Annotated in this window: 21 protein-coding genes and 1 tRNA gene; 15 read left to right on the top strand and 7 right to left on the bottom strand. The window is 29.1% G+C overall.

What is annotated here, in order from left to right:
• Positions 1-64: 64 nt before the first annotated feature.
• The 10 genes from gatC to KJQ97_RS03485 are packed head-to-tail and all read left to right on the top strand — an operon-like array spanning position 65 to position 7,702.
• Positions 65-343: an Asp-tRNA(Asn)/Glu-tRNA(Gln) amidotransferase subunit GatC gene (gene gatC / locus KJQ97_RS03530; RefSeq protein WP_214116213.1), complete on the top strand. Its 279-nt coding sequence runs from the start codon at positions 65-67 to the stop codon at positions 341-343.
• 54 nt (positions 344-397) lie between these two features.
• Positions 398-1,444 carry a type IV pilus twitching motility protein PilT gene (locus KJQ97_RS03525; RefSeq protein WP_275592004.1) on the top strand — a complete coding sequence of 349 codons (1,047 nt, stop codon included), beginning with the start codon at positions 398-400 and terminating at the stop codon, positions 1,442-1,444.
• Positions 1,441-1,998 (top strand): CvpA family protein, encoded by a 558-nt coding sequence (locus tag KJQ97_RS03520; protein ID WP_214116211.1) that lies wholly within the window; start codon positions 1,441-1,443, stop codon positions 1,996-1,998. Before KJQ97_RS03525 ends, KJQ97_RS03520 begins: the two co-directional genes overlap by 4 nt.
• An 11-nt stretch (positions 1,999-2,009) precedes the next feature.
• Complete coding sequence (locus tag KJQ97_RS03515; RefSeq protein WP_214116209.1) at positions 2,010-2,459, top strand: Fur family transcriptional regulator; 450 nt, start codon at positions 2,010-2,012, stop codon at positions 2,457-2,459.
• Positions 2,460-2,483: 24 nt separating this feature from the next.
• Entirely contained in the window at positions 2,484-3,968 is a 1,485-nt protein-coding gene (lysS, locus tag KJQ97_RS03510) for a lysine--tRNA ligase (RefSeq protein WP_214116207.1), read from the top strand.
• A gap of 57 nt (positions 3,969-4,025) precedes the next feature.
• A complete protein-coding gene (gene glyA, locus KJQ97_RS03505) occupies positions 4,026-5,261 on the top strand; it encodes a serine hydroxymethyltransferase (RefSeq protein WP_214119974.1) in 1,236 nt (411 codons plus the stop codon).
• A complete protein-coding gene (locus tag KJQ97_RS03500) occupies positions 5,255-5,800 on the top strand; it encodes a DUF1882 domain-containing protein (protein WP_214116202.1) in 546 nt (181 codons plus the stop codon). The genes glyA and KJQ97_RS03500 overlap by 7 nt, the downstream gene beginning before the upstream one ends.
• 10 nt (positions 5,801-5,810) lie before the next feature.
• The gene (locus KJQ97_RS03495) at positions 5,811-6,605 is read left to right on the top strand and encodes an SPOR domain-containing protein (RefSeq protein WP_214119973.1); all 795 of its coding nucleotides are present in this window, start codon (positions 5,811-5,813) and stop codon (positions 6,603-6,605) included.
• Complete coding sequence (locus KJQ97_RS03490; RefSeq protein ID WP_214119972.1) at positions 6,595-7,356, top strand: shikimate dehydrogenase; 762 nt, start codon at positions 6,595-6,597, stop codon at positions 7,354-7,356. The genes KJQ97_RS03495 and KJQ97_RS03490 overlap by 11 nt, the downstream gene beginning before the upstream one ends.
• The gene (locus KJQ97_RS03485) at positions 7,331-7,702 is read left to right on the top strand and encodes a YraN family protein (protein WP_214119971.1); all 372 of its coding nucleotides are present in this window, start codon (positions 7,331-7,333) and stop codon (positions 7,700-7,702) included. Before KJQ97_RS03490 ends, KJQ97_RS03485 begins: the two co-directional genes overlap by 26 nt.
• Before the next feature lie 28 nt (positions 7,703-7,730).
• Here KJQ97_RS03485 and KJQ97_RS03480 read toward each other — a convergent pair whose 3' ends face one another.
• Together KJQ97_RS03480 and KJQ97_RS03475 are read right to left on the bottom strand one after the other, a co-directional pair.
• A complete protein-coding gene (locus tag KJQ97_RS03480) occupies positions 7,731-8,504 on the bottom strand; it encodes an exonuclease domain-containing protein (RefSeq protein ID WP_214119975.1) in 774 nt (257 codons plus the stop codon).
• Positions 8,505-8,569: 65 nt separating this feature from the next.
• Entirely contained in the window at positions 8,570-8,974 is a 405-nt protein-coding gene (locus KJQ97_RS03475) for an acyl-CoA thioesterase (RefSeq protein WP_214116195.1), read from the bottom strand.
• Between the two features lie 198 nt (positions 8,975-9,172).
• Between KJQ97_RS03475 and KJQ97_RS03470 the strand changes: the two genes are divergently transcribed.
• The 3 genes from KJQ97_RS03470 (at position 9,173) to KJQ97_RS03460 (ending at position 12,063) form a co-directional block, all read left to right on the top strand.
• Positions 9,173-9,247: transfer RNA gene (locus KJQ97_RS03470), tRNA-Glu, on the top strand.
• A gap of 92 nt (positions 9,248-9,339) precedes the next feature.
• A complete protein-coding gene (locus tag KJQ97_RS03465) occupies positions 9,340-10,542 on the top strand; it encodes a uracil-xanthine permease family protein (RefSeq protein ID WP_214119970.1) in 1,203 nt (400 codons plus the stop codon).
• Between the two features lie 165 nt (positions 10,543-10,707).
• Complete coding sequence (locus tag KJQ97_RS03460; RefSeq protein WP_214119969.1) at positions 10,708-12,063, top strand: CitMHS family transporter; 1,356 nt, start codon at positions 10,708-10,710, stop codon at positions 12,061-12,063.
• Between the two features lie 20 nt (positions 12,064-12,083).
• Here KJQ97_RS03460 and KJQ97_RS03455 read toward each other — a convergent pair whose 3' ends face one another.
• The 5 genes from KJQ97_RS03455 to KJQ97_RS03435 all read right to left on the bottom strand — a co-directional run bounded on the left by KJQ97_RS03455 (position 12,084) and on the right by KJQ97_RS03435 (position 16,781).
• Entirely contained in the window at positions 12,084-12,896 is an 813-nt protein-coding gene (locus KJQ97_RS03455; RefSeq protein WP_214119968.1) for an HpcH/HpaI aldolase/citrate lyase family protein, read from the bottom strand.
• On the bottom strand, positions 12,886-14,079 hold the full coding sequence (locus KJQ97_RS03450) for a CaiB/BaiF CoA transferase family protein (RefSeq protein WP_214119967.1): 1,194 nt from the start codon (positions 14,077-14,079) through the stop codon (positions 12,886-12,888). Before KJQ97_RS03450 ends, KJQ97_RS03455 begins: the two co-directional genes overlap by 11 nt.
• 10 nt (positions 14,080-14,089) lie before the next feature.
• Positions 14,090-14,920: an HTD2 family dehydratase gene (locus KJQ97_RS03445; RefSeq protein ID WP_214119966.1), complete on the bottom strand. Its 831-nt coding sequence runs from the start codon at positions 14,918-14,920 to the stop codon at positions 14,090-14,092.
• An 18-nt stretch (positions 14,921-14,938) separates the two neighbouring features.
• The gene (locus KJQ97_RS03440; protein WP_214116450.1) at positions 14,939-16,228 is read right to left on the bottom strand and encodes an SLC13 family permease; all 1,290 of its coding nucleotides are present in this window, start codon (positions 16,226-16,228) and stop codon (positions 14,939-14,941) included.
• 244 nt (positions 16,229-16,472) lie between these two features.
• The gene (locus tag KJQ97_RS03435; RefSeq protein ID WP_214116183.1) at positions 16,473-16,781 is read right to left on the bottom strand and encodes an SEL1-like repeat protein; all 309 of its coding nucleotides are present in this window, start codon (positions 16,779-16,781) and stop codon (positions 16,473-16,475) included.
• Positions 16,782-16,875: 94 nt separating this feature from the next.
• Here KJQ97_RS03435 and glyQ point away from each other — a divergent pair, with 94 nt between their 5' ends.
• Both glyQ and KJQ97_RS03425 read left to right on the top strand, forming a co-directional pair.
• On the top strand, positions 16,876-17,727 hold the full coding sequence (gene glyQ, locus KJQ97_RS03430; RefSeq protein WP_214116180.1) for a glycine--tRNA ligase subunit alpha: 852 nt from the start codon (positions 16,876-16,878) through the stop codon (positions 17,725-17,727).
• A 204-nt stretch (positions 17,728-17,931) separates the two neighbouring features.
• Complete coding sequence (locus KJQ97_RS03425) at positions 17,932-19,362, top strand: acetyl-CoA carboxylase subunit A (RefSeq protein ID WP_214119965.1); 1,431 nt, start codon at positions 17,932-17,934, stop codon at positions 19,360-19,362.
• The last annotated feature ends 2 nt before the right edge of the window (positions 19,363-19,364 follow it).

The raw sequence follows: 19,364 nt of genomic DNA, 5'->3' as shown, positions 1-19,364 counted from the left end.
TTTAGTGCTATATTAAATTTTTATTATATAATCAGATGAAATTTTATTAAAGCAAGGTGAACTTATGGTAGTCAATGAAAAGCTATTAGAAAGATTAGAAAAATTATCATCAATTAGGTTAAATGATAATGTAAGAAAAGAACTAATTGCTGATTTTGATGATATTTTAAAATTCGTAGATAATTTAAATGAAATTGATACTAATAATTTAAAAATCAATAATTTAAATTATACTCCACTAAGAGAAGATATACCACAAAAATCAGAAGTTATTGAAGATATTTTAAAAAATGCACCATCTACAAATGGACATTTTTTCTCTGTACCTAAAATCATAGAATAAGGAAAATAAATGGAAGAAAATATTCAAACTCAAGATAGCGTTAATACCATTCAAATGAATGGAATTTTAACATTTATGAAAGAAAATGATGCGAGTGATTTGCACTTTATTCCTGGTAGAAAACCACTTTTAAGAATTCACGGAACTTTGAATGATTTGGAATTTGCTGTTTTAAATTCTGAAATTATTAAAGCTTCTTGTTATAGCATTTTATCAGACGCACAAAAAGCAACCTTAGAAGAAGAAAGAGAACTAGACTTCGCTTATGCAGTTGAAGGAGTAGGGCGTTTTAGGGCGAACTATTACTATGTTGAAGAAGGAAAACTTGCAGCTGCATTTCGTCTAATTCCTGAAAATATCCCTAGTTTAGATGATTTAAAAGCACCACCAATTTTTAAAGAATTAATCAAAAAAGAAAAAGGACTAATTCTTGTAACAGGTCCAACAGGTTCTGGTAAGTCAACAACTCTAGCAGCAATGTTAAATGAAATCAACGCAACAGAAAGTAAGCATATTTTAACCATAGAACACCCAGTTGAATTTATGCATAAAAACAAAAAATCAGTATTTTCTTACAGAAACGTTGATATAGATACTAAAAGCTTTCAAACAGCTTTAAAATATGCTTTAAGACAAGACCCTGATATCATCTTAATCGGTGAGATGAGAGATAGAGAAACAATAGCAGCAGCAATTACAGCAGCTGAAACAGGTCACTTAGTATTTGGAACCCTACATACAAACTCAGCTATGCAAACAATCAACCGTATCGTAGATAGCTTTAGTGGTGGAGAGCAAGACCAAATTAGAAATATGTTATCGTTTTCATTACAAGCAGTTATAGCACAAAGCTTAATACCTAAAAAAGGTGGTGGTCGTTTAGCAATTCACGAAATTATGATTAATAATATGGCTATTGCAAACCTTATTCGTGAAAACAAAAACCATCAAATATATTCACAAATGCAGTTAAATCAACAAGGCACAGGTATGAAAACCCAAACACAAAGCTTAGTTGAAGCGGTTCGCTCTGGTTTAATCACTCGTGAGCTTGCTTTAAGATATAGCACTCAATATAATGAGCTAGTGAATTTGATATGAATAGCGGCTTAATACTAGATTGTGTAATAATTGGCGTAACGCTAATTTTAGGTATTGGTGGAATTATTTCAGGACTTATTAAAGAAGGTTTTGGATTAGCTGGTATTTTAGTAGGCGTATATGTAAGCACTAGCAATTCAGAAAAAGTAGGGGCATTAATTAATCAATATGTTTATAAAAGCGATAATGAGCTTTTATTAAACCTATGTGGTTTTGTTATAACTTTAGTTATAGTTTGGGGAATTTTTCTTATTTTAGGAAGAATAATATCAAAACTAGTAGCCTTAAGCGGACTTGGAATAATTGATAAAATTATGGGATTTATATTTTGCGCTGGAAAAATATTTATAATTTTTTCTATAATTGCATCTTGTATAAATGCCTTACCTATAATAAATAGTAAAGTAAACCAATTTTTTGCAAATAGTATGATGTATCCTGTTTTAATTCAAACAGGTGGAGCAATCGCTAATATACAAGCGATTCAAAATACTATAAATACAAAAAAAGAAAATTTATTAAATAATGAATTAAAAGAAGAAAATTCAAAATAAAAGGAGAAAACATGGAAAATATGGAATACGATGTATTATTAGAAGAATTTAAAAAAATTCTAAAAACAAGTGGATTAAAATACACAAAACAAAGAGAAAGTTTATTAAAATTACTTTATAACAATGACGAACACTGCACTCCAGATGAACTTTATGAAGCATTAAAAGAAATGGATCCTAATCAAAACATAGGTATCGCAACAATTTATAGAACTTTAAATCTTTTAGAAGAATCAGGAATGGTAACTTCAATTTCTTTTGGAACTGCAGGTAAAAAATTTGAGCTTGCAAACAAGCCACACCACGACCATATGATTTGTAAATCTTGTAATAAAATTATAGAATTTCAAGATGATATAGTAGAGCAAAGACAATTAAAAATTGCAAAAGAACATGGTTTTAAACTATCAAGCCATTTAATGCAATTATATGGAACTTGCAAAGAATGTCAAAAAAAATAATTTAATATAAAGAAAGGTAAAAATATGTTTGAAAACCCACTAGAACAGCAAAAAATTAGTAAAGCTAACGAACTAAGGTCTTTAGGTATTAATCCTTATTCTCATTTTGTAACAAAACCGATGAGTATAAAAGAATTTAAAGATAAATATGATTTCATAAATGAACTTGAAGAAAAAAAAGCAGAAGAAATCTGTGAATTAATCGGTAGAATTAAATTTATGCGTGATGGTGGGAAAGCCGTTTTTGCGAACATTGAAGACTTTAGTGGCTCAATTCAGATTTATTTTAATAAAAGCACAATTGATGAAACTTGGTTTGATAATATTAAAAAACTCATAGAAGTAGGCGATATTATCAAAGTTCGTGGTTATGCTTTCGTAACAAAAAAAGGCGAATTTAGTATTCATGTAGATAAATTAGATTTAGTTACTAAAAGTATTTGCGTATTACCTGAAAAATTTCACGGCTTAGTGGATATGGAAAGCCGCTATAGACAAAGATATCTTGATATGATTATGAATGCTGAAATTAGACAAGATTTTGTTAATAGAAGTAAGATTGTTTCATTTGTTAGAAGATATTTTGAAAATCTAGGATTTTTAGAAGTTGAAACTCCTATGATGCACGAAATTGCAGGCGGAGCTAACGCAAGACCATTCATTACCCATCATAATACTTTAGGTGTTGATAGATTTTTAAGAATTGCACCTGAACTTTACTTAAAACGCTTAATAGTTGGTGGTTTTGAAGCTGTATTTGAATTAAATCGTTGCTTTAGAAACGAAGGAATGGACCTTACTCACAATCCTGAATTTAGCACGATTGAGTTTTATTGGGCTTATCATAATTATAAGGATTTAATGAATTTAACTGAAGATTTATTAAGCAAATTAATAGCTCACTTAGGACTTAGCACTACTATTACATACGATGATAAGCAAATAGATTTTAGCACTCCATTTGCAAAAATTCCATATAAAGATGCCTTAGTTCAAATAGGTGGTATTGATGCTGCTATAGTAAATGATAAAGCTGCAATTTTAAAGAAATTAAAGGCTGATGGATTTGAAGCAAATGAAAAATTAGATTTAGGACATTTACAAGCAGAATTATTTGATAATTATGTAGAAGATAAACTTATAAATCCTACATTTATTACGGATTTTCCAGTATCAATTAGTCCATTAAGTAGAAGAAGTGATGAAAATCCTGAAATAGCTGAGAGATTTGAATTATTTATAGCTGGAAAAGAACTAGCAAATGGATTTAACGAATTAAATGACCCACTTGATCAATACGAAAGATTTTTGGCTCAAGTAGAAGCTAAAAAAGCTGGAAATGACGAAGCATGCGAAATGGACGAAGATTTCGTAAATGCGTTAGGGTTTGGTATGGCACCAACTGCAGGTGAGGGCATAGGAATTGATAGACTTGTTATGATGCTAACTAACAAAAAATCAATCAAAGATGTAATATTATTCCCTGCTATGCGTCCTAAAAAGGATTGATAATTTCAATTTGTGAATGATTACTAGCGAGAATTTATATATAAAAAAGGGGTTAAGATGATATTTGATACAGAAATTAATGAAATTATAAAAGAAGAATTTAAAAGACAAAATGAGAATTTAGAAATGATTGCTAGTGAGAATTTCACTTTTCCTGAAGTTATGATGGCTACAGGTAGTATTCTTACAAATAAATACGCAGAAGGCTATCCATCAAAAAGATATTATGGTGGTTGTGAAATCGTTGATAAAGCAGAAGTTTTAGCAATTAAGCGTTGTAAAAAATTATTTAATTGTAATTACGCAAACGTTCAACCCCATTCAGGCTCACAAGCAAATCAAGGTGCATACGCAGCATTATTAAATCCAGGAGATATTATTTTAGGAATGGATTTAAGTGCAGGTGGACATTTAACTCACGGCTCAAAGGTAAATGCAAGTGGCAAAGTATATACTAGCTATAGCTACGGAGTAGATGAAAATGGTTATTTAAATTATGATGAAATTGAAAAAATTGCCCTAGAAGTAAAACCAAAATTAATAGTTTGTGGTGCTAGTGCTTATGCTAGAATAATTGATTTTGAAAGATTTCGTAAAATTGCTGATAAAGTAGGAGCATTTTTATTAGCTGATATTGCACATATTGCTGGTCTTGTAGTAGCTAATCTTCACCCAAGTCCATTTCCACACGCTCACATAGTAACTTCAACAACTCATAAAACTCTAAGAGGGCCAAGAGGTGGGATAATAATGACTAATGATGAAGAACTTGCAAAAAAAATAAATTCAGCAATCTTTCCTAACCTTCAAGGTGGTCCATTAATGCATATTATTGCAGCAAAAGCAGTTGGATTTAAATATAATCTTGATGAAAGTTGGAAAACATACGCTAATCAAGTTATAAAAAATTGCAAGGTATTAGCCGATGAATTGCTAAAAGAAGGATTTAAATTAGTAAGCGGTGGAACTGACAATCACTTGTTGTTAATGGATTTTAGTGATTGTGAATTTAGCGGAAAAGATGCTCAAATAGCATTAGAAAAAGCAGGTATTACAGCTAATAAAAATAGCGTTCCTAACGAAAAGCGTTCTCCTTTTATTACAAGTGGATTAAGACTTGGCACTGCTGCACTTAGTGCTCGTGGTATGAAAGAAGAAGAAATGAAAGTAATAGCACAGACAATAAGCCTAGTGCTAAAGAATTTAAATAACGATGAAATTATAAAAAAAGCAAAAGAAACTACGCTAAAATTAAGCGAAAATTTCCCATTATATAAGGACTTAAAATGTTAACAAGCAATGAATTAGCCTTAATTAAAATGATTAATTCACATTATTTTATAAAAAGAGATACTATAGTAAGCAAAATTGAGCATAAAGGTAGAACTTTTTTTAATAAGTATGAAAGAGTTAATGAGTTTTTATCTCCAAGCTTAATAAGAGAACATTCAGAAGGTAAAATAACAATAGCTCACAATTTAATAAACGCACAAGATAAAGTAGAAAATATAGTATTTGACTACAATGGTTTTAATACTGAAAAATTTTGGCATAGAGCTCAATTATTATTAAGAGAAGAAGGTTTTATTAATTTCACAGCGTATAAAAGCAAAACGCCAGGTCATCTTCATTTATATATTCACAAAGGTCATACTGCATTTGCCGAAGGTTGTGGATTAGCCAATAAACTAAGTGCAATGTTGGCTCAAAAAATGCCCGTTGAATGGAGAGTATTTCCAACACTTGATATGCCTAAGGAATACAATATTTTAGCATTACCTTATGAAATTTATCAAAAAGAGCGTGGGGCATCTTGGTCAAAACATATGTAAAGGATTGAAAATGCAAGAACACAATAAATTTGAAGATTTAGTTTTAGAAAGTAACAACAAAAAGAATAAACAAAAACAAATGTTATTTAAGATAATTATAGGCATAATAGTTTTTCTAATTGCCTTAATTATATATAAATTAATAAGCAATGGAGATAGTCAAAAAAGCCCATTACCACCAATAGAACCTAATGCTACATTTGAACAAAAAGCTCAAGATAATGAAGTTTTTGAGAATTTAAAAAGTGAAAATGATGGTTTTAGTGATGATTTTACATCTTTAGAAGAAAGATTAAAAAAAGAAAATAATATAGTAGAACCAGAACCTAAAAAATCTCAAGAAGTTCAAAATGTTGTAAAAGAATTAGCAAAAGCAAATCAACAACCTACGCCAGCACTTGAAACTCCTAAAGAAGAAGTAAAACCTGCTGTAGTTGAAGAGAAAAAGCCTGTGGTTGTAGAAGAGAAAAAACAAGCTACTCAAACAACAAAACAAGAAAACTCAGTATTTGATACATTAAATGTTAAAAAACCAGTTGCTCAACAAGAAAAACCAGCAAATAAAGCACCTACTACAAGTGATAATGGAAGCTATATTCAAGTATATGCAGGTAAAAATATTGACCTAAAATCACACGAAATTAAAAAACTAGATACGCTAGGATTACAATATAAAGTAGTTACTGATAATAAAGGTATGAGTAGAGTAATTGTAGGACCTTATTCAAATTCTGATAAAGCAAATGCCTTAAAATTTGTAAGAGATAATGTGAAAAAAGACGCATTTTATTATCATGCAAAATAATATTTACGGAGTGATAGGAAATCCTATCGCTCACTCAAAATCTCCTATAATTCATAACCTATGGTATGAAAGATTAAATATAAATGCTAATTATGAGAAAATTTTAGTAGAAAATCCAAATGATTTAAAAAACACAATTTTAAAATATAAAGGTGTTAATGTAACTTTACCTTATAAAGAAGAAGTTGCAATACTAGCAAATTATAAAGATGAAGGCGTTATAAACACAAAAGCAGCAAATACTATAATAAATGATAATGGAACTTTAAAAGCTTATAATACTGACATATTTGGTTTTTATGAACCTATAAAAAATTACAAAATAAACAATGCCTTAATAATAGGAGCTGGTGGGGCTGCTAGGGCTGTTTATTATTCTTTAGCAAAAAATAATATAAAAACTAAAGTAATTAATAGAAGTAAAAAAGATGATTTTTTATGCGAAGTTCATACGACATTAGATGAATTTGAATTTGATTTAATTATAAACTCAACAAGCGCAAGTTTAAAAAATCTACTACCTTTAGAAGAAAATCTTTTAGAAAAACTAGCAAAAAATACAAAAATTGCTTATGATTTAGCATATAATCACGATATATTTTTAGATTTTTGTAAGTTAAAAAATCCAAATATTATTACTCAAGATGGACTTGATATGCTTATTTTTCAAGCAGCCCTTGCTTTTGAGTATTTTTGCGGAATTTATCCTAACGAAGATTTAATAAATGAAGCAAGAGAACTTATTAAATAAGAGTATAAAAGGACTAAAGTCATATATTTTTGGCTATGAAAACGAACAAAAAGCTAAAAAATACTTAGAAAAAAATAATTTCAAAATAATTAAAACAAATTATAAAACCAAATTTGGAGAAATTGACATAATCGCTTTAAAGGATAAAACCTTGCATTTTATTGAAGTAAAGTCAAGCAAAAATTATGAAAGCGAATATTATTTAACACCAAAAAAATTAGAAAGAATTATAAAATCTATTTATATTTTTAATCAACATTATGAAGATTATAATAATTTAAATTATTGCATAGATTTAATAGCAATAAATGATAATAACATTAATTATATAGAAAATATAACATAGAAAAAATGATAATTTGAGATTTAAATTCTCAAATTAATCCTAAAAATTTCTTGATAGAATATTTTAAATCTTCATCATCTAAATTATTCATAGCCCACAACAAATATCCATTATCAACAGCTCTAACCTCATCAAAACTTTTGCCCTTGTATTTTCCAAAGCTAAATTTAGTGCTAATTAATGGAGCTTTTGTAATTTCGTGCAATTCTTCATAGTTTTTATGCTTTAATAACTCATCTAATAATAATTTCATAACCAAAACATCGCCTATCGCATCATGAGCTTTTATAATTATTCCTAATTTTTGCGCTTCTTCTTGCTCAATTTTATAAAGCCCTAAAAAATATCTTAAATATTGCAATCTGTGATGATTAAAGTCAGGAAAAATAGCCTTAGCGCACTTATAAGTATCAATTAATTTAAAATTATTTTGAAAGCCTTCTTTTTCTAACATTCCTAAATCAAACTTAATATTATGAGCTATTAAGTAATTTTCGTTTGAATTAAGCTCATTTAGCATTTTTGAGAATTTCGTTTCACTAAATTTTGGCTTATTAATAAGCATTTCAGGGGTTATGTTATGAACTTCCATAGCTTCAAAAGAAATCTTTACTTCACTACTGCATAATTCATCAAATACTAAAACTTTTCTCTCTTGTATATTGTCAAAAATATTTTCAGCATATTCTATTTCATTAAATTCATATTTTTCACTATCAATTACCAAAGCACCTACTTGAATAATCCTATCTAATTCTGTATTTCCTGTAGTTTCTGTATCAAATAAAACATATTTCATAATTATCCTTAAAAGTTTTTTTAATTCTAACAAGTAAGTTTAAAAAGTAGGTTGAATAAAAGGGATTATTAAAATCCCTTGTAGCGTTTTAAATTCTCATCAATTTTGATTTTTTCTCCGTTTTCATCAACATTTACATAAGTTAAAAGTGCACTTGTAACAGGCACACAAACTCCATATAATTTAGGAGTGCAGCGTTCAGCGATAACTTCTACTTGAACTTGTATTGATGTGCTTCCAACTTTTACAATATCAGCATAAAAGCTCACAATGTCTCCAACATAAACAGGTTTTTTAAAGGTCATTTGTTCAACTGCGATAGTAACTACTCTACCATTTGCTATTTCTTTAGCTGCAACTGCACCAGCTAAATCTATTTGACTCATTATCCAACCACCAAAAATATTGCCTGCAGGATTTGTATCTTTTGGCATAGCAACTAATCTAAGCCTTGCTTCTTTTAATTCTTTCATATATTCTCCTTATAAAAAAATGTAAATATTAAACATAAAAGATTAAAATTGTCGTTTTTAAATTGAAAATTTTCATCAAAATTACAATTTTTTACAAAAATTTTAAAAAAATTGAAAAAATTTTTATAATTTAAGAAAACTTTAAGAATTTTCACATATAATAACGGCTTTTACATCACAAGAAAAAACTTCTTGAAAGGCCCATTCGTCTAGCGGTTAGGACATCGCCCTTTCACGGCGGTAACACGAGTTCGAGTCTCGTATGGGTCACCAATCCTCCTTTATGTTTATTTAATTTAATGAAAAAAATCCTTTTTTACCTTACCCCTGTGAGATAATAACTCAAAATAAAAAAGGATTTTTTTATGATTAAAGACGCGATATCTGGACTTCAGATTTTATTCGTAGCCTTTGGTGCAATGGTATTAGTTCCTTTACTTACCGGACTAAATCCTGCAATGGCTCTTTTAGGTGCTGGGTGCGGAACGATTATTTTTCAAATCATTACGAAATTTAAAGTTCCTATCTATCTTGGCTCATCATTTGCATTCATAACCCCTATAATTTATTCTATGAAAGAATGGGGAATTAATTCAACTATGTTTGCTTTGTTTTGCACGGGATTTGTTTATTTTATCTTTGCTGCAATTATCAAAACAAAAGGCGAGAGTTTTATTAGCAAACTTTTTCCCGCAGTTGTAATTGGCCCTGTAATTATCGTAATAGGTCTTAGCGTTGCTGTAAGTGCGGCTGGAATGGCTATGGGTATGAGTGGTTCAACTCAAGTAATTGATAAAGATATAGCTTTAATGCTTTCTACTTTTTCATTCTTAGTTACTATTGTAATTGCTATTTTTGGCTCAAAAATGTTTAAATTAGTTCCTATTTTAATAGGTGCTATTTGTGGATATATTTTAGCCTTTATTTTAGGCTATGTTGATACTAGTGCAATTAAAGCTGCACCTTGGTTTGCAATCCCACATTTTGAAACACCTAGCATTAATTTTAGTGCAGCAATTTTTATGATACCTGTTGCAATTGCTCCTGTAATTGAGCATATTGGTGCAGTTATGGCAATAGGTGCAGTAACTAAAAAAGATTACACAAAAGACCCAGGTCTTCATAGAACTTTAAGTGGAGATGGTGTTGGAGTTTGTGTTGCAGGTTTAATAGGTGGTCCTCCAGTTACAACCTATTCAGAAGTTACAGGTGCAATAATGATTACAAAAAACGCACAAGTAAAAATTATGACTTGGGCTGCAATATTTGCAATATTACTTGCATTTGTGGGTAAATTTAATGCTATTTTACAATCAATTCCATTGCCTGTAATGGGTGGAGTTATGATACTTTTATTTGGAACAATTGCTAGTCTTGGGATTAAAACCTTAGTTGATGCTAAAATAGATTTAACTAACAATAAAAACCTAGTAATTATTAGTTCTACTTTGATTGTAGGTGTTGGCGGTCTTAGTGCTAGTTTTGGAAGCGTTTCGTTTTCAGGAGTTGGACTTAGTGCCTTACTTGCAATTACTCTAAATCTAATCTTACCTAACAAACAAGATTAATTATTAATTCAAATTCTTTTTAGAATTTGAATTATTATTTTTTAATTTTTTCTTAAATTCTAAAATTTGTTACGAAACTTAACACTTTTTAAAAAAATTATCCATTTTCAATTATTTCAAATTGTAACTTTGTTAAAATCTAACATTTTTTTATGGAGGTTAAAAATGGATTTATTTTTATCACTTACAGGCTTTATTGGGCTTGGATTTATCGTATGGCTACTCTTAAAAGATAAAACCACTCCTGCGATAGCATTTATTTTAGTTAGCTTTGTAGTTGCTGCAATGCTTATGATAATGGATTATTGTGGGTTAGAAGTCGGAAAAGCTTTAGGGGTTAAGGGAGATGTTTTAAACTTTAAAGCAATGAAAGGTTTTATAAAAGATGGTGTAAACACCGTTAGCGATACAGCAGCTTTATTTGTATTTTCTATTCTTTTTTTTAGTGTGCTTAGTGCTAGTGGATTTTTTAATAAAATTATTAATTTCTTGCTTAGTAAAGTTACACCAAATGTATTTGTAATCACAATTCTTACTTCACTTATGGCAATGTTTGTTCATCTTGATGGTAGTGGAGCAGCTACATTTTTAATAGTTATTCCGGCTATGCTTCCAATTTATGAAAGACTTGGAATGAGAAAATCATCACTTTTATTAATTTGTGCTAGTGCAATGGGTGTTATGAATGTTCTTCCTTGGGGAGGTCCAACTCTAAGAGCTGCAACGGTTATTGAAGCTGACGCGAATGATTTATGGCATCAATTAATCCCTATGCAAGTTTTAGGTCTTGTTTTAGCACTAGCTTTAGCTATTTTTATCGGTTATCAAGAAAAAAGGCGTGGTGCTGGTGGTAATCTTGAAGGAATTAAACTTGAAATTGAAAAAAGCGAATTTCAAAACGATAAATTTTTCTTAGTAAATGTATTTTTATTAATAGCTGTTATTGCTGCTTTAGTAATTAATGTATTACCTTCTTATGTTTGCTTTATGATAGGTTTTGCAATTGCGTTGCCACTAAATTATCCTAATTTAAAAATAGCTAAAAAAGTTTTAGATAAAGCAAGTAGTGGAGCAATAATGATGTATATTACTTTAATTGGTGCAGGAATTTTAATCGGTGTATTTGATAAAAGTGGAATTATGAATAAAATGGGAGCTTCAATTCTAACTCTAGTGCCTAATGAATATGGTAATTTAATTCCTTTAGTAGTAGGCTTGCTTGCTGTTCCTATGGCATTAATCTTTTGCACGGATTCTTATTTTTATGGCGTTATGCCTGTGGTTTTAAGCGTTACAAATGCTTTTGGAATTGACCCAATGAACCTTGCTATTATTATGGTTTTAGCTAGAAATTGTGCTACATTTATAAGCCCTGTTGTTCCTGCTACATTGCTTGGATGTGGTCTTGCTGATGTATCTATAAAAGACCATATTAAACGCTCATTCTTTTATATTTGGGCAATTAGTATTATTTGCTTAATTTTTGGATATGTTGCAGGAATAATCCCACACTTATTTTAATATCTCTCCTAAGAGAGATATTAGATATTTGCTAGTATATTTTGAGCTTTCTTAATTACTGGCAAATCTATCATATTGCCTTTATAATTAAATACAATATCATCAGTATTTTTTGCCAATTCTACTATTTCTTTAGCCCATAGAATTTGTTCTTTAGTAGGACTAAATACTTGATTGATTATTGGAATTTGATTTGGATGAATGCTTAAAGACCCGCCAAAACCCATAGAAGATACAAATTCTAATTCAGATTTTAAACCAATTTCATCTTTAATATCAGGATATACTCCATTAATTGGTGGTAATAATTTATATTTTGCACTTTTTATCACTATTTGATTTCTTATGTGATTTAATAAATTTTCTCTTCCACTGCCTTCTTTTAATCCTAATTCTAAAGAAATATCTAAAGCACCAAAACTTAATAATTTAATTAATTTTGAACTTGCAATATCATCTAAATTATCAACGCCCAAAGCACTTTCAATAATTGGAATTATTATTAAATCTTTAAAATCTTTAAATAATTCAAATTCTTTTGAACTCTCACTCTTAGGCAATACAATTGCATATAATTTTTTCATTTTATTTAATTCATCTAATAATTTCATATCATCTTTAAAATATTCACTCTTAGTATCATTAATTCTTATAAAAAAATTAGCATCTGTATTATTTGCAAATTCTAAAATATTAGCCCTGCCTTTATCTTTTTGATTAGGGCTAATTGAATCTTCTAAATCAATAATAATATAATCAGCTCCACTATTTAAAGCCTTATTAAATCTATCATTTTTAATTGATGGAACAAACAAAAAACTCTTAGTTTTCATCTCTTACCTTTATTATATTTTTTGATTGTAGTTGAGAAATCTCATCTTTAAATCCAAATTCTTTTAAGATTTTATGAGTATGTTCTCCTAACGCTGGGATTTTATCCATTCTAGGCTCATAATTATTATTTGTAGCCGGTGGCAATAGTGCTGGGATTTTACCTACTTCAGTATCAACTTCTCTCCATCTATTTCTACTTTTTAATTGAGAGTGATTCCACACATCTTTTAATTCATTTACATTACCATTTGCAATTTTTGCTTTTTCTAATCTATCCACAACATCTTTTGCCGTTAGATTTTTAAATTTATTTTCTATTATTTCTTTAATCTTTTGTGCGTTTTTTGTTCTTAATGTGTTATTTTTAAATTCTTCATCATTAATTAAGCTTTCATCTTCTAATACAATCTTACAAAAATTACTCCATTCTCTTTCATTTTGAAGACCAAACATAACAACATTACCATCACCAGCCTTATAAGGACCATAAGGAGTAATACTAGCGTGAAAAGCACCTTTTTTAATAGGCGGATTAGCACCCTTATAAGTATAATATATTGGATACCCCATCCATTCAGCCATACATTCTAACATTGATATTTCTATTCTTGAGCCTTTATTTGTTTTCTCAAGATATAAAAGAGCTTGTAAAATCCCACTATAAGCATACATTCCAGCAGATATATCAGCTATACTAATTGGTACTTTTACACACTCATCACCATTTCCTGTTATAGATACTAAGCCACTTTCTGATTGAATTAATAAATCATAAGCTTTTTTGTGTTCGTATTCTCCACCTTCTCCATAGCCAGAAATATCACAAACAATCATTTTTGGATTATATTTAATTAAATTTTCATAATCTAATCCTAATCTTTTTGCAGCCCCAAATGCTAGATTTTGAACGAAAATATCCACCTTAGGTAAAATTGATTTTATTATTTTCATACCTTCTTCGGTTTTTAAATCAATAGCTAAACTCTCCTTGCTTCTATTAGTCCATACAAAATGACTTGCAAGTCCATCTACTCTAGTATCATATCCTCTTGCCAAGTCCCCTACATCAGGGCGTTCTATCTTAATAACTCTAGCACCTAAATCAGCTAATTGTCTAGTGCAAAATGGTGCTGCTATTGCTTGTTCTATACTTAATACTAATTTTCCTTCTAATGGCAACATTTTTTCTCCTTTATTTATAATTTATAATGCCTTGATGAGCTATAAAGCCATCTTTATTTATCCACACATTTGCTTCGTTTTCACTAATTATTTTTGACTCAACGCAAAAACTACTAGGAGTGCAAACTGCGTGTAATCCTCTATAACTATATTTTGTGATTTTTTTATCTTTATGATTTTTTGCAAAACAACTAATCATCTTAGTAGCTAATAAAGGTCCGTGAATTACTAAGCCACTATATCCTTCAACCATAGTAGCGTAAGGATAATCATAATGAATTTTATGCCCATTAAAAGTAAGTGCTGAATATCTAAATAATAAAGTAGAATCAGGGCAAAAACTTTCAGAAAAATCAGCTTCGCTTACAGATTTATTGCTAGTTAATTTTGGTGGAGTTGGCTCTTTATAAACTATATCTTGTTCTTCAATAATTTTTAAATCTTCATCTTGATAATATTTATGCTCTAAAGTAACAAAAATTAATTTTCCTGTATTTCCAACTTTTTCTTGAATATCTTTTATAGTAGTAATTTTAGTAGCGATTTTGCCTATAATCAACGCTGAATTAAAAGTAAATCTACCACCAGCCCACATACGATTAACATTTCCAAAACTAGGTAAAAAACTATCATCGCTTCCGCCTAATTTAGGGTGTCCGTCTTTGCCTAATTTATCTTTACTTAAAGCCTTATTAAAAAAGCACCATTGCCATAAATAAGGTAATTCATCACCTAATTTTAAATCTTTATAATCAAGTGTTGCGACTATTTTTTCAACTTGAGTAAGACTTATTTCTTCTTTTATAATTTCTTGTTTGCCTATATAATTTTTAAATTCCATAATTTTCCCTTTCATAAATTAATTAATAACACCTAAAAACAATAACAAAAACCCAAATAACACAAGCAAAATAGGTAATATTAATAACCTAATAAATAAATATTTTCTTTCTTGCTCATCTTGTGTCCCTGCTAAAACCAATGCTCCGCCTGATGAAAAACTTGAATACCCCGTAAATGTTGCAAATGTTGCGATAATAGAAAATGCCAAAGATGGCTCTAATACGCTAAGACTTGGAACAATAGGAAAAAATGTCGGCATTACAACGCCCATACTAGAAGCAAATGCACTCATTGAAGAAGATAAAACGCCTAATAAATAATATATCCAGCTACTATCATTGCCACCTTGAGCACTTAAAAAATTGCTTATTATTTGCATAGCACCAGTAGATTTTCCAAGTGCTATTAGCATAGTTAATGCACCAATCATAAAAATTAAATTCCAAGGTATATTTTTAAAAGCTTGTGTTTCATCTCCTATCTTAAATACAATAGCTAAAATAATTCCTAAGAATGAAACAAAAGTAGGATTAAAAAATATAGTCATTTTACTCATCAATAAATTTTCAGGTTGAAAAGATAAATAAATTGATGGAACCATAACCAAAGAAAATACAAATGTAACTATTAAAATCGTTTTAATTTGTATAGAATTTAGTTTTTCAGGTTTATCAATATTTGATGAATATACAACCTTATACCCCTTTAATAACACATATCCTAAAATAAAAATTAAAGTATGTGCTATAAACATATTTTTTCCAAGATTTAATTGCATAATTGCTGATTGTTCAGGTGTAAAACCTAAATTCTCAATTAGATTATAAGTAACCCTACCACCTAAAGTAAAAGGATTAAATCCCCCAGCACAAGAACCTGAATAAATTATAATAGCAGCTAAAATTTTATTCATTTTAATCTTATTAGCTATATATAAAACTAATGGGCTCATAAAGGCAAATCCAGCATAATGCCCTGGTCCAATACCGACAAAAATTACAACAACAATATATAAAACTATAGGAATACTCCAAGGATAGTTTCTTACCCCATAAACTGCTTTTGAAGCTAGATTATTTAAAGTTCCATTATTTATGACAAAGCCATAAAAATAAGTAATAGAAACTAAGATAAAAAATAAATCAAGCCCCCATAATTTTACAATTTCACTAGGTTTTAAGCCATAAATATAAGCAGCAATAAAGCATAATACAATTGCAAAAATACCAATATTTGCTTTAAATAAATAGCCTAAAACTATTGACAATAATAAAAAAAATAAAATGATTAAGTTAATTTGTTCAATCATAAATCCTCCTTGCTTAAATACTATAAGAAAAGAAAATCATTAAGATTAATATAAGAATAAAATATAATAAAAATAAAAATCATTGTTACAATTTTACACAATTAATAATAATTTTTATCCTTTAATATATTTTCTTAAAAAATTATAATTATTTTATTAATTTGATATTTTGATTTTTTATTTAATTGAAAGAATTTATTTAAAAGAATTTAAAACTAACTCGTTTTAAATTCTTAAAAGGTTATTTTTTTAATTCGTTAGCTTTATCGCAACCAATTGCTAAGCCAAAAGAACAAGCTAATTGATAGTAATAACCTGCTGCTTGAATGTTTTGAGAAGTTGAAGTGCCTTGTAATAAAACATTTGCAATATTTAAACAAGAACTTGCATTTTTGTTAGTAATGCAGTTAGTTTGTTCGTCTTTTAAGCTAGGATTTAAAGCAGTTTGTAAAGCAAGATTCATTAAATTGCTTTTTACAACTTCATTTTCTTGACTAACACAAGCACTAAAAACAAATAAAGAACTTGTAATTAAAATTAATTTTTTCATATAATCTCCTTAAAAAATCGCTAATTATATGCAAAATAACATAAATTTATATTAATTTTGTATGATAAATAAAATTTATTTTAAAGGCTTTTAAATGACATTTTCAGAAATTATTTTAAACTTACAAAAGTATTGGTGCGAGCAAGGTTGTGCTTTAATTCAGCCTTATGATTTTCCTGCAGGTGCAGGGACTTTTCATCCACAAACATTCTTAAAATCACTTGGAACAAAACCACATAATGTTTGTTATGTTGCTCCATCTCGCCGTCCAACTGATGGAAGATACGGAGAAAATCCAAATCGTTTAGGTGCTTATTATCAATTTCAAGTATTAATGAAACCAAGTCCAGCGAATATTCAAGATTTATATTTAAATAGCTTAAAAGTTTTAGGAATTGATTTAAATAAACACGATGTAAGATTTATAGAAGATAACTGGGAAAGCCCATCTTTAGGAGCTTGGGGACTTGGCTGGGAAGTATGGCTTGATGGAATGGAAGTTACTCAATTTACTTATTTTCAACAAGTTGGTGGATTTTCTTGTGATTTAATTAGTGCAGAGATTACTTACGGACTTGAACGCTTAGCAATGTATATTCAAGATATTGATAATGTTTATGATATTAATTGGGGCGGTGGGCTAACTTATGCTGATGTTCATAAGCAAGGTGAGTTTGAATACTCTAAGTTTAATTTTGAATTAGCAAATGCTTCAAGACTTAAAGAAATGTTTGATATTTCATATAATGAAGCAAGAAGTGTGCTTGATAGTGGTTACTCACTACCTGCGTATGATTATTGTCTAATGTGCGCGCATTTATTTAATACACTTGATGCTAGGGGTGCAATTAGCGTTACTCAAAGACAAGATTTTATGCTAAAAATAAGAGAACTTAGCAAAGATTGTGCTAGTGTGTATTTAAAAAGCCAAGAGAATTTAAAATAAATTACAATTTGCTTATTTTGGTTTATATTGATTTTTCAATATAAACCAAGTAAAAATATTAAAATCAAATTCCATAAACTAAAAAATTGAATATTTAATTTTGTTACTTTTAGTAACAAATAAATGGTTAAAACAAAAGCAAACTCATCTTTTTCAATCTAAAATATTAAAATAAAATCACTATTTAAAATTAGGAGTTTAAAGGTGATTAGTAAGGTTTTAATAGCAAATAGGGGAGAAATTGCTGTTCGTATCATAAGAGCTTGTAGGGATTTGCATATTCAAAGTGTAGCTATCTATACAAAGCCTGATGAAAATTGTCTGCATGTAAAAATCGCAAGTGAAGCAAAATGTATAGGTGAAGATGCCATTAAGGGCTATTTAGACGCAAAAATAATAATCCAAACTGCAAAAGAATGTGGTGCTGATGCAATCCATCCTGGATATGGATTTTTAAGTGAAAATTATGAATTCGCAAAAATGGTAGAAGATGCAGGATTAATTTTCGTTGGACCAAAATCTCAAGTTATTAAAAATATGGGAAATAAAAATATAGCAAGAGAATTAATGCAAAAAAACGGCATTCCAGTAGTTCCAGGAACAAAAGTATTAAATGAATGCAAAGAAGAAGAAATAAAAGAATTTGCCAAAAAAATTGGCTATCCTGTAATATTAAAAGCTAGTGGCGGTGGCGGTGGTCGTGGGATTAAAGAAGTCTGGAATGAAGATGAATTAATACCTGCATTTAATACTTGTAAAAGAGAAGCTAAAGCATATTTTAATAATGATGATGTCTTTATGGAAAAACTCATAGAAAATCCACGCCACATAGAATTTCAAATATTAGGCGATAATTATGGCAATATAATTCATTTATGCGAAAGAGATTGTTCTATTCAAAGACGCCATCAAAAAATAATAGAAATCGCACCTTGTCCATCAATAAGCGAGCATTTAAGAAAAAGTATGGGAGCTACTGCAGTAGCAGCTGCAAAAGCGGCTGGATATACTAATGCAGGAACGGTTGAGTTTTTGTTAGATGATTACAATAGATTTTATTTTATGGAGATGAATACTAGAATACAAGTTGAACACGGCGTTACAGAAGAGATAACAGGGGTTGATTTAATAGTAAGGCAATTAAGATATGCAGCAGGACAAATTCAAGAATTAGAACAAAGTGATATTAAATCAAATGGCTTTGCTATTGAAGCTAGAATTACTGCAGAAGATGCTAATAAGAATTTCATACCAACACCAGGAATGGTTACAGAATACTATCCTGCTTTAGGACCTTCAGTTAGGGTTGATAGCCATCTTTATAAAGGTTATAAAATCCCGCCATTTTATGACTCTTTAGTCGCAAAATTAGTTGTAAAAGCGTCTAGTTATGATTTAGCGGTAAATAAATTAGAAAGAGCTTTAGAAGAATTTACAATAGAAGGCGTAAAGACAACAATTTCATTTTTAAAAACTATTGCAAAAAGTAAAGAATTTAGAAAAGGTATTTTTGATACGAGTTATATAAAAACAAATTTAGAAAAAATTCTAAGCAATATTGATGATAAAAATAAAAAAGATAAAGATGAAATAATCGCTTCAATTTGTGCGGCATTAAAAGATAAATTAAATTAAAG

The sequence above is a fragment of the Campylobacter sp. 2018MI01 genome, from assembly GCF_018501205.1.
Classification (GTDB): Bacteria; Campylobacterota; Campylobacteria; order Campylobacterales; family Campylobacteraceae; genus Campylobacter_E.
This window is presented reverse-complemented; position numbering and strand designations above follow the sequence as displayed.

Coding starts and splice junctions, on each gene's coding strand:
- KJQ97_RS03435 (WP_214116183.1), bottom strand. CDS start 16,781: ATGAAAAAATTAATTTTAATTACAAGTTCTTTATTTGTTTTTAGTGCT.
- KJQ97_RS03525 (WP_275592004.1), top strand. CDS start 398: ATGAATGGAATTTTAACATTTATGAAAGAAAATGATGCGAGTGATTTG.
- KJQ97_RS03495 (WP_214119973.1), top strand. CDS start 5,811: ATGCAAGAACACAATAAATTTGAAGATTTAGTTTTAGAAAGTAACAAC.
- glyA (WP_214119974.1), top strand. CDS start 4,026: ATGATATTTGATACAGAAATTAATGAAATTATAAAAGAAGAATTTAAA.
- glyQ (WP_214116180.1), top strand. CDS start 16,876: ATGACATTTTCAGAAATTATTTTAAACTTACAAAAGTATTGGTGCGAG.
- KJQ97_RS03520 (WP_214116211.1), top strand. CDS start 1,441: ATGAATAGCGGCTTAATACTAGATTGTGTAATAATTGGCGTAACGCTA.
- KJQ97_RS03490 (WP_214119972.1), top strand. CDS start 6,595: ATGCAAAATAATATTTACGGAGTGATAGGAAATCCTATCGCTCACTCA.
- KJQ97_RS03465 (WP_214119970.1), top strand. CDS start 9,340: ATGATTAAAGACGCGATATCTGGACTTCAGATTTTATTCGTAGCCTTT.
- KJQ97_RS03450 (WP_214119967.1), bottom strand. CDS start 14,079: ATGTTGCCATTAGAAGGAAAATTAGTATTAAGTATAGAACAAGCAATA.
- KJQ97_RS03485 (WP_214119971.1), top strand. CDS start 7,331: ATGAAGCAAGAGAACTTATTAAATAAGAGTATAAAAGGACTAAAGTCA.
- KJQ97_RS03475 (WP_214116195.1), bottom strand. CDS start 8,974: ATGAAAGAATTAAAAGAAGCAAGGCTTAGATTAGTTGCTATGCCAAAA.
- KJQ97_RS03500 (WP_214116202.1), top strand. CDS start 5,255: ATGTTAACAAGCAATGAATTAGCCTTAATTAAAATGATTAATTCACAT.
- KJQ97_RS03515 (WP_214116209.1), top strand. CDS start 2,010: ATGGAAAATATGGAATACGATGTATTATTAGAAGAATTTAAAAAAATT.
- KJQ97_RS03460 (WP_214119969.1), top strand. CDS start 10,708: ATGGATTTATTTTTATCACTTACAGGCTTTATTGGGCTTGGATTTATC.
- KJQ97_RS03445 (WP_214119966.1), bottom strand. CDS start 14,920: ATGGAATTTAAAAATTATATAGGCAAACAAGAAATTATAAAAGAAGAA.
- gatC (WP_214116213.1), top strand. CDS start 65: ATGGTAGTCAATGAAAAGCTATTAGAAAGATTAGAAAAATTATCATCA.
- lysS (WP_214116207.1), top strand. CDS start 2,484: ATGTTTGAAAACCCACTAGAACAGCAAAAAATTAGTAAAGCTAACGAA.
- KJQ97_RS03455 (WP_214119968.1), bottom strand. CDS start 12,896: ATGAAAACTAAGAGTTTTTTGTTTGTTCCATCAATTAAAAATGATAGA.